Source organism: Endozoicomonas sp. ONNA1 (assembly GCF_024606325.1).
Taxonomy (GTDB): Bacteria; Pseudomonadota; Gammaproteobacteria; order Pseudomonadales; family Endozoicomonadaceae; genus Endozoicomonas_A.
Window position 1 is genome coordinate 1 of the sequence record NZ_JAHHPN010000955.1, and the last position, 12,831, is coordinate 12,831.

The following is a 12,831-nucleotide window of genomic DNA, read 5'->3' on the forward strand; positions in this document are numbered from 1 at the left end:
CCTATGCGCCTTTGGTAGTGAAAGTGACGCTTACGAAGGCGCAAATGTAGGCAATTAGAGGGCTTTATAGATGGTGATCTACGTAAGTGGTTGATGCTATTAACATTCTTCTTGGAACTAAAATACTCCTGTAGTATTCTTCGCCGCAAACGAAACCATTGAAGACTGGCTTCCATCTGTTTAATGCTTGATATTATCAGCCATAAGCAGAAGGTGTCGTTTTTTTGAATTGCGAAAAACAGTCACTTCCATAATATTTATATTGCTTGCCAATGAATGACCATCCTCCGTCGCACCTTATCAGCCTGATTCGTCAGCGCTCACGTAACCATTCCAGTCAAACGGCTATTCGTTTCTCTGAAAACCATCAATGGCAATCCATGAATTGGCAACAGCTGGGAGAAAAGATCGACTGTGTTTCCCGCTGTTTGCTTAAAGATAACCTGCCCATTCAAAGTAATATCGGAATCTGGTCGCAGAACCTTCCTGAATGGACTATTGCTGATCTGGGCATTCTGCAAACACGCTGCGTCACCGTGCCCATATACCCAACCAATACCGCTGAGCAGGCTCGTTACATTATTGAAGATGCCGGGATTTCCGTGTTGTTCGTCGGCGAACAGGAGCAGTTCGATGGCGCACTCAAACTATTGGACACGTGCGAATACCTGAAAAAAGTCATTGTATTTGACTCCCGGACTGATCTAAAAAACTGCAGTCAGGCTCTGTATTTCAGTGACTTTATGGCCAGTGCTCCTGCCGAATCCAACATACTGACGGAACGTCTGGAAAATCAGTCTCTGGACGACCTCTACACTTTGATCTACACCTCAGGTACAACCGGTCAACCAAAAGGCGTTATGCTGGATTACAACAGCATCGGCGCATCTTTTGAGTCACACGATCTTCTGATTCATATTGATCACACCGATGTATCCATTGCATTTTTGCCTCTGAGCCATATTTTTGAAAGGGCCTGGAGTTATTATGTACTGACCCGGGGAGCTGTTAACTGTTACCTCAAAGATCCGACCAGAATTGCAGAGGTACTGCCAGCGCTAAAGCCAACAGTCGTCTGTGCCGTACCACGCTTCTATGAAAAGATTTATACCGGAGTGAACACTATGATCCAAAAGAGTTCTCCGGTTAAACGCTTTATTTTCAAAACGGCCATGAAGGTCGGTCGCACCACTATGGAGTTGAAGCGCCAGGGCAAAACAGTACCTGCCTATCTGGAAAGCCTGAACCAGCTCGCCGATAAAAGGGTGTTCAGCAAAATCAAGAAGAAGCTGGGTGGGCGCATTCGTTTCATGCCCTGTGGCGGTGCCCGACTGGATGACGACATCAACCGTTTCTTCCACGCCCTGGGCATCAATGTCAAAGTAGGTTATGGCATGACTGAAACCACGGCGACGGTAACCTGCTTCCGCGATACCGGTTACCGGTTTGGCAGCTGCGGCACACCACTTCCCGGCACTGAAGTTAAAATCGGACAGGAAGGCGAAATTCTGGTGAAAGGACCGACATTGATGCGCGGCTACTACAAAAAACCGGATGAAACAGCCAAAACCTTTGACGCTGACGGCTGGTTAAAAACCGGCGATGCAGGTCTGATCGATGAAACAGGTCAGCTGCGTATTACCGAACGCATCAAGGAGCTAATGAAAACGTCCAACGGCAAGTATATTGCCCCCCAATACATAGAAGGCACACTGGGCAAGGATCGTTTTATTGAACAGGTCGCCATCATTGCTGATGCCAAAAACTATGTTTCTGCTTTGATTGTTCCTGCCTTTGAAGCACTGGAAGAATACGCAAAAAGCATTAACCTGAATTATGAAAACAAAATGGACCTGATCCACAATGCCGATATCCAGGCCATGTTTCAGGGTCGGCTGGATCACATTCAGGAAGAGCTGGCTCGATTCGAGCAAGTTAAGAAGTTCACCCTGCTACCCCGTGAATTCTCCATCGAAATGGGAGAGATCACGCCAACGCTGAAATTACGCAGAAAGATCATTATGGAACGTTTCCGCAAAGAAATTGAAGCCATGTACACACCGGCCACGTCATCCTGATCTCCCGGAGAGGCCATTCTCAAACAGGATGGCCTCTCACTGCTACAGTGGAAAGCCCTACTTGGCTTATCGGCAGTAAATCGCCTATCCTTCCCGGCTCCAGTTTTATTGGTCTGTCAACAGACCCTTCCTTCATCTAAAGGTTTAAGTGCTCATGGAGCAATATAATTTCACCTATAACGATATCCATAACACCATTTGCGCCTCAGCGAAAAAGATCAAAGCCTCTGGATTTGAGCCTGATTACCTTTTGGCCATTGGTGGCGGTGGTCTGATTCCGGCACGCATCATGCGCACTTACATCAACAAACCGATTCTGATTGTATCCCTCTCCCGCTATAGCGACGAGACAGGTACTGCACCTTCAGAGACACCGGTCAAACTTCAGTGGCTGGAAACAGGCACCCACCTCGACGGGAAAAAAGTTCTGGTCATTGACGAAGTCGATGATGAAAGAACCACACTTCAGTTCACGCTAAACCACCTTTATGAAACACACCCTGAAACTGAGTTTGCCGCATTCGTCGTTCATAACAAACTGAAAGAAAAGAAAGGCACCCTGCCAGAGAAGTTGAGCCACTTCTTCACCGGAGAGGACATTCACGATTACTGGATTAACTACGCCTGGGATGCCGAAGACATCAACCAGTTTGGGAAATAGTAAGCCACTGACAGGTGTTAACCGTGTATAAGGAAGCCCCCGAGCCCGGGTACCAGATTATTCAGGTCTAACCTTGAATAACCGGAGCTGGACTGACAACATCAGCATTCTGAGCTCGATGACGCATCAGGTGATCCATCAGGGTGATCGCCATCATGGCTTCAGCAATGGGTACGGCACGAATACCGACACAAGGATCGTGACGCCCCTTTGTGACCACATCAACCGGTTCACCTTGCATATTGATGCTCTTGCCAGGTGCAGTCATGCTGGAAGTGGGTTTCAGGGCAATATGAGCAACAATATCCTGACCCGAGCTGATACCTCCCAGAACACCACCAGCAGAATTGGACAGAAAACCTTCAGGCGTCAGTTCATCGCGATGTTCTGTACCTTTCTGTGCCACAGACTCAAAGCCATCGCCTATCTCAATACCTTTAACGGCGTTAATGCTCATTAGAGAATGAGCCAAATCGGCATCCAGTCGGTCAAAGACAGGCTCACCCAGTCCCGGCATCACGCCGGTAGCCATCACGGTCACTTTGGCACCGGTGGAATTACCCTCACGACGCAAGTCGTCGATCAATTGCTCCATGGCGGGCACTTTATCCGCATCCGGGCAGAAGAAAGGATTATTACGAACTTCATCCCAGTCAATCTTGTCAATACTGATCGTGCCCAACCGGGACAGATAACCTTTAATTTCGACGCCCTGACTCTGCAGATATTTACGGGCAATCGCACCGGCTGCGACACGCATGGCGGTTTCTCGAGCAGAAGAACGCCCTCCACCCCGGTAGTCACGAAAACCGTATTTATGGGTATAGGTATAGTCAGCATGGCCTGGACGGAAAAGATCCATGATATTGGAATAATCCTTGGAGCGCTGATCCACATTTTCGATGAGCAAACCAATGGGTGTGCCGGTAGTTTTGCCTTGAAAAACACCAGACAGGATCTTAACCTGATCCGGCTCACGACGCTGTGTCGTATATTTGGAGGTACCGGGCTTACGCAGATCAAGATCTTTCTGCAGATCCGCTTCACTCAGAGCTATGCCCGGAGGACAGCCGTCCACTATACAGCCCAGGGCAATACCGTGGGACTCACCAAAGGTTGTAACCTTGAACAGTTGGCCAATGCTATTGCCTGCCATTTTGACTTCCCCCTCCTCTGACGGTTGTCTGTCGTTGCTGCCGTCAGGGGTTTAATGCTTTACTTTGAAACCTTTTTCCAGAATAAGGTTTCAGTCACTCATGGCTGTTTAAGCCTGCTTTCTTCGCTCACGGCTGCTAAACAGAGGCTGATACTTACGACAGTTCCCGGCATCCAGTATCAGGATGCCATGCCCGCCTGTTTCAAACTCTGGCCAGATGAAGGGCACAGCAGGGTACTCATCTCTCAAAGCCCAATGACTGTTACCCACTTCCAGAACCAACAGCCCTTTCTCATCCAGAAAGTCAGCGGCACGAGCCAAAATTACGCGGGCCATATCCAGACCATCTTCTCCCGCCGCCAGACCAAGCTCCGGTTCGTGGCCGAACTCATCCGGAAAATCTGCCATATCTTCAGCATCCACATAGGGCGGGTTGCTGACAATCAACTGATACTTCGGCTTTTCCGGAGCATGGTCTATCGCTTCAAAAAGATCAGAACGAATGGCCTGAACCCTGCCCCAGAGCTCATGACTATCGATATTGATGCCAGCCACTTCCAGGGCATCTTCCGAAATATCCAGCAAATCGACCGTGGCTTCTGGAAACTCATGAGCCGCTGCAATACCAATACAACCGGAACCCGTACACAGATCCAGCACCTTTTCGACCCGGATATCCCCCAGCCAGGGTTGCAATTGCTGCTGAATCAGTTCGGCTATCGGTGAACGAGGCACCAATACCCGTTCATCAACGTAATAGGGTCGACCGCAGAACCAGGCCCGGTTGACCAGGTAAGCCAAGGGCTTGCGTTCTGAAACTCTGCGCTCGATCAGTTCTGCCACTCTCTTCTGCTCAGTCAGGGAAAGTCGGCAATCCATGTAAGGTTCCGGTAATTCCCAAGGTAACTGCAATACCTGAAAAACCAGATGGAAAGCTTCATCCAGAGCGTTATCACTGCCATGCCCGAAAAACAGCTCGGCCTCATTAAATCGTGATGCAGCCCAGCGAATGAAGTCCCGAATACTGACCAGGCCACCATAAGCCTCGTTGGCACAGTATGGCTCGCCAGTATGCATCTCACTGATTTCAGTCACACTCTCTCCTCAGGAAGCACAATCAGGATCTCCCCTGCAAAACCGTCATAAGGTAGCATATTCGGGCACAGGCAAAGAACCACTTTTTCGCCGCAAACGGGTATGATCAGCCTGCCATAGTATTGTCAGGCTGTAATACAGGATAGAATACCCTGTATTTCAAACTCCCCGGAGCTGAAAAACCTGTTTAAAGATGAGCTCAGAGCAATGACCGAAGACGATAATGAAGATCAGGAAGGCCTGTTTAAAGAGGCCATGGTGGACGTGCGGCCATTAAAGAAAGCCAACCGCTCCGTAGAGCTCAGGAAACCGACCACCGTCCCGGACTGCACACTCAGGGCCCGTCGACGGGCAGCCCAGATGGAAAACAAACCTGAAGGTGCCGCCCTGTCGGAAGCCTGGATCGAACCCATTGAACCAGAGCAAAAACTGGATTTCAGCAGATCAGGCATTCAACATACCCGCATGCGTCAATTACGTCAGGGATCACTACCCATCCAGTATCAACTGGATCTTCACGGCTACAAGATTGAGGAGGCCAGGGAACTGGTATCAGATTTCCTGCTGTTCTGTCGTAATGAAGGCATGCAGTGCGTTCGAATTATCCACGGCAAATCACACCGTAGTGCAAATCGTCAAAACACACTGAAAAGCCATGTCAATCACTGGCTACGGCAGCTTCCGGAAGTTCTGGCATTCTGCTCAGCACCGCCTTCAGAAGGCGGGACAGGATCGCTTCTTGTGCTACTAAAGAGGAGAGTTTGATGAGCCTTACTGAGATTCGGCGCCGATCCTTCATAGCCTGCAACCGGGAGCGACGATGATCCATCAGACCAGTTGCCATGCACGTACAACGTCGTGTTCAGCGTCGAGCTGCCTCAGTGGTTGACTTCCAAATTCAACAGGCTGATCGACCCACTTTGCACTGAGTGTCTGCATCTCAACAGACTTTACTGCTGCTCCTGTCGTCATCGGCTCTCAATCCATTTAACCTGTTCCGTCCTTCAGCTTGAGGTAACAAAGCTACTACGACTTCTTCTGAATTCTGCCGCCCCATCGCAATGCCTCACGACACTGGTAGCCTGTGGCAGGATGGCAGACCTCCCGAGGTAACCCTTGCCAGACTGACAATGAACTTTCACCACCCAGTCATCGAGCCGCCACAGTGCGTAACGGAACAGCGCCATTTGGCGCTACGCGCGATACTCAGCGCACAAAACAAAACGGCCCACCTCCTGAGAGATGAGCCGTTTAATCATTTAAAGCTGACCGGGTCAGACTCTTACCAGCCTGTTTTCTCTTTCAGTGCCTGACCAATTTCTGCAAGTGAGCGAACGGTTTTAACACCGGCTTCTTCCAGAGCAGCAAACTTCTCATCAGCAGTACCCTTGCCACCAGAGATAATCGCACCTGCGTGCCCCATACGCTTTCCCGGGGGTGCAGTAACACCGGCAATGTAGGAAACAACGGGCTTGGTTACGTTCTCTTTGATGTAAGCAGCCGCTTCTTCCTCAGCAGTACCACCTATTTCACCGATCATAACGATCGCTTCTGTCTGCGGATCTTCCTCAAACAGCTTCAGAATGTCGATAAAATTGGACCCGGGAATCGGATCACCACCAATACCAACACAGGTAGACTGCCCGAAACCAAAGTCAGTGGTTTGCTTAACTGCTTCATAAGTCAGGGTACCGGAACGGGAAACAATACCGACTTTACCAGGCTGGTGAATGTGACCTGGCATGATACCGATCTTACACTCACCCGGTGTGATGACACCCGGGCAGTTAGGACCAATCAGGGTAACACCCAGCTCGTCACAACGAACCTTGCATTCCAGCATGTCCAGAGTAGGAATACCTTCAGTGATACAAACAATCAGCTTGATGCCGGCGTTGGCAGCCTCAAGTATGGAATCCTTACAGAAAGCAGCAGGTACGTAGATGACGGAAGCTTCAGCGCCAGTTTTAGCCACTGCCTCAGCGACAGTGTTAAATACAGGCAGACCCAAATGCTCCTGACCACCTTTACCCGGAGTGACACCACCGACCATCCGAGTACCATAAGCAATAGCCTGTTCAGAGTGAAAAGTCCCCTGAGAACCAGTAAAGCCCTGGCAGATTACTTTAGTCTCTTTGTTAATCAGGACGCTCATTCTTATTTACCCTCCGCTGCTTTTACTACCTGGCCTGCAGCGTCGGAGAGACTGCTTGCAGCGATGATGTCCAGTCCACTTTCAGCCAGCTTCTGAGCACCCAGTTCAGCGTTGTTGCCCTCCAGACGAACAACCACAGGCACTTCAACACCGACCTCTTTCACCGCACCGATGATGCCATCAGCAATCAGGTCACAACGAACGATACCGCCAAAGATGTTAACCAGTACCGCTTTAACACTGTCGTCAGACAGGATGATCTTGAATGCTTCACTGACACGTTCTTTAGTGGCACCGCCACCCACGTCCAGGAAGTTAGCAGGAGCGCCACCGGATAGCTTAACGATGTCCATGGTACCCATAGCCAGACCAGCGCCGTTTACCATACAACCGATGTTGCCATCCAGAGCTACATAGTTCAGTTCCCACTGAGCAGCGTGAGCTTCACGAGCGTCTTCCTGAGAAGGATCATGCATGGTCTTCAGGCGGGGCTGACGGTACAGGGCGTTGCTATCGATGTTCAGCTTGGCATCCAGGCAGTGTAGATCGCCAGCTTCAGTGATAACCAGTGGATTAATTTCCAACAGAGCCAGATCCAGATCCTGGAACAGTTTGGCCAGACCCAGGAAGATCTTGGTGAACTGCTTAACCTGGGTAGCGTTTAAACCCAGGTTGAAAGCCAGTTCACGCCCCTGATAGGGCTGAGCGCCTACCAAAGGATCGACTGTAGCCTTCAGAATCTTCTCTGGTGTTTCTTCTGCCACCTTTTCGATTTCTACGCCACCTTCAGTGGAAGCCATGAAAACGATGCGACGGGTAGAACGGTCCACAACAGCCCCCAGGTAAAGCTCCTGAGCGATGTCGGTGCAGTTTTCTACCAGAATCTTGCTAACCGGTTGACCATTTTCATCTGTCTGGTAAGTGACCAGGTTCTTGCCTAGCCACTTTTCAGCAAATTCACGGATTTCTTCCTTGGAGCTGACCAGCTTTACACCGCCAGCCTTACCGCGACCACCTGCATGAACCTGTGCTTTAACAACCCACTGATTTCCGCCAATTTGGTCTGCGGCCGCAGCTGCTTCTTCCGGTGTATCACAGGCAATACCTTTGGATACCGGCAGGCCATATTCAGCAAACAGCTGCTTGCCCTGATATTCATGGAGATTCATACTGAAGCTACCATTGTTGTTTTAATCAAGTTCCTACCCACATCCGTGGATAAAAGGTTTTTTTATTTCGACCCATCAGGTGTCGAAATTAACTTCCTGGTCTGGCGCCTGTCCGACTGACTCATCAAAATCGGACCAGCCCTCAGACTTTCAGTTAGCGACGCTTGCGATTAGGAATATGAATCGCATGACCGTCTACAGCCAGAACCGCCTCGTGCAGAGCTTCACTCAGTGTTGGATGAGAGAAGATGGTCAGAGCCAGATCTTCAGTACTGGCAGCAAATTCCATGGCAATAACACCCTGCTGAACCAGTTCAGCAGCGCTCGGGCCTACTGCATGTACACCCAGAATACGATCGCTTGCCTTGTCTGCAATCACTTTAACCATGCCTTCAGTCTCGTTAGCCGCCAGAGCACGACCACTGGCGACGAACGGGAAGGTACCTGATTTGTAATCAACACCTTCGGCTTTCAGTTCCTGCTCGGTCTTGCCTACCCATGCAATCTCAGGGTGGGTATAGATCACAGAAGGAACCAGATCATAGTTCATATGGCCTTTCTGGCCAGCAATGATTTCGGCAACCATGATGCCTTCCTCACTGCCCTTGTGCGCCAGCATTGGGCCACGAACGACGTCACCAACCGCATATACACCCGGTACGTCAGTTGCACAATGATCATCTACAAAGATAAAGCCGCGCTCATCCATGTTCACACCACAATCTGCAGCGAGCAGGCTTTCGGTATATGGACGACGACCTACAGCAACAATCAATTTATCGAATACAACAACTTGTTCATTGCCGTTTGAATCCGCATAGGTAACGTGTACTTCCTTACCCTTGATCTCAGAACCCGTGACGCGGGCACCCAGACGGATGTCCAGCCCCTGCTTCTTGAAGATCTTCATGGATTCTTTAGAGATCTGCTCGTCGGCAGCCGCCAGAAAACGATCCATGGCTTCCAGAACTACCACTTCAGAGCCCAGACGCCCCCATACGCTACCCAGTTCCAGACCAATAACACCGGCACCGATGACACCCAGACGCTTGGGGGTTTCCTGAAACTCCAGGGCACCGGTGGAATCAACAATCAGATCACCATCAGTCGGAGTTGGAGGAATTTCTACCGGACGGGAGCCAGTTGCAATAACAACATTGCCCGCTTCATAAACTTCAACAGAACCATCAGCCTTGGTCAGCTCAACTTGCTTGTTCGCCAGTACCTTACCAGCTCCTTCCAGCAGAGTTACGCCATTTGCCTTGAACAGACCACCAACCCCGGTAGTCAGAGTCTTAACAATCTTGTCCTTGCGAGCGATCATTTGCGGCACGTCCATTTCAACACCGGAGTGATTGATACCGTGCAGCTTAAAGTCTTTCTGTGCTTCAACAAACTTGTGAGAGCTATCCAGCAGCGCCTTTGAGGGAATACAACCTACGTTCAGACAGGTTCCACCCAAGGCTGTCTTGCCTTTGTCATCAGTCCACTTTTCGATACACGCAGTCTTGAGACCCAGCTGCGCAGCACGAATTGCACAAACGTAACCTGCAGGACCTGCGCCGATGACAACGACGTCAAACTGATTTGCCATATCTTCTATTCCAAGAAAATGAGAATGGCGGCCTTTTGAGCCGCCGCAAAACCCATGAACACTTACAATTCCAACAGGATTCTGGCTGGATCTTCCAACAGTTCCTTAATGGTAACGAGGAAAGTGACTGCTTCCTTGCCATCCAGCAACCTGTGATCATAGGACAGAGCCAGATTCATCATGGGCAGAATCTCCACCTGACCGTTGACGGCCATGGGGCGCTCCTGAATTTTATGCATACCCAGAATTGCGGACTGAGGTGGATTCAGAATCGGTGTAGACAAGAGCGAACCAAACACACCGCCGTTGGAAATAGTAAAGGTTCCTCCGGTCATGTCCTCAATATCCAGCTTGCCACCCTGAGCTTTTTTACCGTATTCACGGATTTTCGCCTCAATGTCAGCCAGACTCATGTTTTCAGCATTACGCAGAATAGGTACAACCAGACCACGATCGCTGGAGACTGCCACGCCAATATCCTGATAGCCGTGGTAAACGATGTCATTACCATCAATAGAGGCATTCACTGCAGGATATCGACGCAGGGCTTCAGCACAGGCTTTGACAAAGAAGGACATAAACCCTAAACGGATACCGTGACGCTTCTCGAACTGTTCCTTATAACGAGATCTCAGTTCCATTACCGGCTTCATGTTGACCTCGTTGAACGTGGTCAGCATGGCGGCTGTCTGCTGCGCTTCTATCAGACGCTGAGCAACTCTAGCACGCAGACGTGTCATTGGTACACGTTTTTCCGTGCGTTCGCCAGCAAAAACCGGAGTAGTAGCTTCTACCCTGGGCGCTGAAGAAACCTGAGCTGCAGGTGTTGGAGCTGGCCGCTGCTCTGCATGACGAACGACGTCTTCCTTGGTGACGCGACCACCTTTACCTGTACCGGAAATGGCCGCCGGGTCAATGCCTTTTTCATTAGCGATCTTACGGGCGGCCGGGCTCAGGATTGGCTCTTCTGCGCTTACATTTGTATCAGAAACTACCGGCGCTGATTCAGCCTCCGGAGCGGTAGCCGCAGCCACCGCACCGGCTTCAAAAATGGCAATAACTTCTTCGCTCAAAACGGTATCATCTTCGTTTTTGAGAATCTCTTTCAGCATACCATCGGCTGGAGCGACGACTTCCAATACTACCTTATCGGTCTCAATATCAACCAACAGCTCATCACGAGAGCAAGCTTCTCCGATCTTCTTGTGCCATGTGGCAACCACACCGTCAGCGACAGATTCCGGAAATGTTGGTGCTTTTATTTCAGTGGCCATTATGGATCCTTTCGGGGTTGCGACCTATCGCCCCGGGAGCTACCGGGGCATCATCAATTATACGTTAAAAGCGTCTTCTACCAGCTTTTGCTGTTCTTCAACATGCTTGGACATATAACCACAAGCGGGTGCCGCTGATGCTTCACGACCTGAGTAAACCAGACGCAGATTATTAGTGTGATTATCCAGAGCACGTCGCATATGATGCTGACTGCAATACCAAGCGCCCTGGTTCATGGGCTCTTCCTGACACCAGACAACATCCTTGAGGTTTGGATAGCGGGAAATCACCTCATCCAAGTCATCCTGAGGGAAAGGATACAGCTGTTCGATACGAATAATCGCTGTATTCTTCAGTTCATTTGCACGTCTGTACTCAAGCAGATCGTAGAAAACCTTGCCGCTACACATGATCAGGCGGGTGATATCGCCGGTTTCATGCTCGTCAACCTCTGGAATGACGGTCTGAAAACTCCCTTCAGCCAGCTCTTCCAGAGTGGAAACCGCCAGCTTGTGCCTTAGCAGACTTTTCGGTGTAAAAGCGATTAATGGCTTGCGAAGCGGGCGCAGCACCTGACGACGCAACATGTGAAACACCTGAGCCGGAGTGGTAGGCACACAAACCTGAATATTGTGTTCAGCACACAGTTGCAGGTAACGCTCAAGACGGGCTGATGAATGCTCTGGACCCTGACCTTCATAACCGTGAGGCAACAGCATGGTCAGACCACAGAGACGGCCCCATTTGTGCTCGCCGCTGGTGATAAACTGGTCGATAACAACCTGACAGCCGTTAGCAAAGTCACCGAACTGGGCTTCCCAGATGACCAATGCGCCTGGTGTTGTGGTCGCATAACCATATTCAAAAGCCAGTACTGCTTCTTCAGACAGCAGGGAGTCCCAGATCTGGAAGGCAGGCTGATTTTCGGAAATATTGGCCAGGGGTACATAGGTAGAGCCGTCTTTCTGATTGTGCAATACAGCATGACGGTGGGAAAAAGTGCCTCGACCAACATCCTGACCGGTAATACGAACCGGATGACCTTCCATAATCAGGGTACCGTAAGCCAGTGTCTCTGCCGCACCCCAGTTAATGGATTGCGCACCTGCAGCCATTTTCAGACGGTCATCAATAATCTTGCTGACCTGTCGCTGAACGACAAAACCTTCAGGTACCTTGCACAGCTTCTGACCCAGCCCCTGCAGAGTAGCCAAAGCTACGCGAGTATCGTGACGCGCGGTCCACTCGTGACCCAGATAAGGTGCCCAATCAACAAAGAGTTCTTTATTGGGTTCTTTTACCAGTGATTTAACAACATGACCACCATTGTCCAAAGCATTACGGTAGCTGTCTACCAGCACCTTGTCCTGCTCTGCATCCATGACGCCAGCTTCCACCAGTCTCTGAGCATACAGATCTCGGGTTGTCTTGTGAGTCTTGATAATCTGATACATCAGTGGCTGAGTACCAGAAGGCTCATCCGCTTCGTTATGACCACGACGACGGTAGCAGACCATGTCAATAACAACATCGCGCTTGAATTCCATTCGGTAATCCAGCGCTAGTTTGGTTGCAAAGTGAACGGCTTCAGGATCGTCACCGTTCACGTGGAGAATAGGAGCCCCCACTATCTTGGCTACATCCGTAC

General features: G+C 50.2%; 11 protein-coding genes. 3 read left to right on the plus strand and 8 right to left on the minus strand.

The annotated features are described in order from the left end of the window. Positions 1 to 272: 272 nt before the first annotated feature. Together KDK19_RS22980 and KDK19_RS22985 are read left to right on the plus strand one after the other, a co-directional pair. A complete protein-coding gene (locus tag KDK19_RS22980) occupies positions 273 to 2,078 on the plus strand; it encodes a long-chain fatty acid--CoA ligase (RefSeq protein ID WP_257293034.1) in 1,806 nt (601 codons plus the stop codon). A 154-nt stretch (positions 2,079 to 2,232) separates the two neighbouring features. Next, positions 2,233 to 2,739: a phosphoribosyltransferase gene (locus tag KDK19_RS22985; protein ID WP_257281764.1), complete on the plus strand. Its 507-nt coding sequence runs from the start codon at positions 2,233 to 2,235 to the stop codon at positions 2,737 to 2,739. Between the two features lie 67 nt (positions 2,740 to 2,806). Here KDK19_RS22985 and aroC read toward each other — a convergent pair whose 3' ends face one another. Together aroC and prmB are read right to left on the minus strand one after the other, a co-directional pair. Then, positions 2,807 to 3,895, minus strand: a complete 1,089-nt coding sequence (gene aroC, locus KDK19_RS22990; protein ID WP_257254489.1) for a chorismate synthase — start codon at positions 3,893 to 3,895, stop codon at positions 2,807 to 2,809. A gap of 108 nt (positions 3,896 to 4,003) precedes the next feature. Continuing rightward, positions 4,004 to 4,990: a 50S ribosomal protein L3 N(5)-glutamine methyltransferase gene (gene prmB, locus KDK19_RS22995; RefSeq protein WP_368736495.1), complete on the minus strand. Its 987-nt coding sequence runs from the start codon at positions 4,988 to 4,990 to the stop codon at positions 4,004 to 4,006. Positions 4,991 to 5,197: 207 nt separating this feature from the next. Between prmB and KDK19_RS23000 the strand changes: the two genes are divergently transcribed. Beyond that, positions 5,198 to 5,755, plus strand: a complete 558-nt coding sequence (locus KDK19_RS23000) for a Smr/MutS family protein (protein ID WP_257254490.1) — start codon at positions 5,198 to 5,200, stop codon at positions 5,753 to 5,755. Positions 5,756 to 5,818: 63 nt separating this feature from the next. Here KDK19_RS23000 and KDK19_RS23005 read toward each other — a convergent pair whose 3' ends face one another. The 6 genes from KDK19_RS23005 to KDK19_RS23030 all read right to left on the minus strand — a co-directional run. After that, complete coding sequence (locus tag KDK19_RS23005) at positions 5,819 to 5,962, minus strand: hypothetical protein (RefSeq protein ID WP_257254491.1); 144 nt, start codon at positions 5,960 to 5,962, stop codon at positions 5,819 to 5,821. Between the two features lie 310 nt (positions 5,963 to 6,272). Then, positions 6,273 to 7,145 (minus strand): succinate--CoA ligase subunit alpha, encoded by an 873-nt coding sequence (gene sucD / locus KDK19_RS23010; RefSeq protein ID WP_257254493.1) that lies wholly within the window; start codon positions 7,143 to 7,145, stop codon positions 6,273 to 6,275. Positions 7,146 to 7,147: 2 nt separating this feature from the next. After that, entirely contained in the window at positions 7,148 to 8,314 is a 1,167-nt protein-coding gene (gene sucC / locus KDK19_RS23015; RefSeq protein ID WP_257254494.1) for an ADP-forming succinate--CoA ligase subunit beta, read from the minus strand. A 154-nt stretch (positions 8,315 to 8,468) separates the two neighbouring features. Then, positions 8,469 to 9,908 (minus strand): dihydrolipoyl dehydrogenase, encoded by a 1,440-nt coding sequence (lpdA, locus tag KDK19_RS23020; protein ID WP_257281763.1) that lies wholly within the window; start codon positions 9,906 to 9,908, stop codon positions 8,469 to 8,471. A gap of 62 nt (positions 9,909 to 9,970) precedes the next feature. Beyond that, positions 9,971 to 11,182 (minus strand): 2-oxoglutarate dehydrogenase complex dihydrolipoyllysine-residue succinyltransferase, encoded by a 1,212-nt coding sequence (gene odhB / locus KDK19_RS23025; protein WP_257293035.1) that lies wholly within the window; start codon positions 11,180 to 11,182, stop codon positions 9,971 to 9,973. A gap of 57 nt (positions 11,183 to 11,239) precedes the next feature. After that, a partial coding sequence (locus KDK19_RS23030; RefSeq protein WP_257293036.1) for a 2-oxoglutarate dehydrogenase E1 component occupies positions 11,240 to 12,831 on the minus strand: 1,592 nt, incomplete at its 5' end.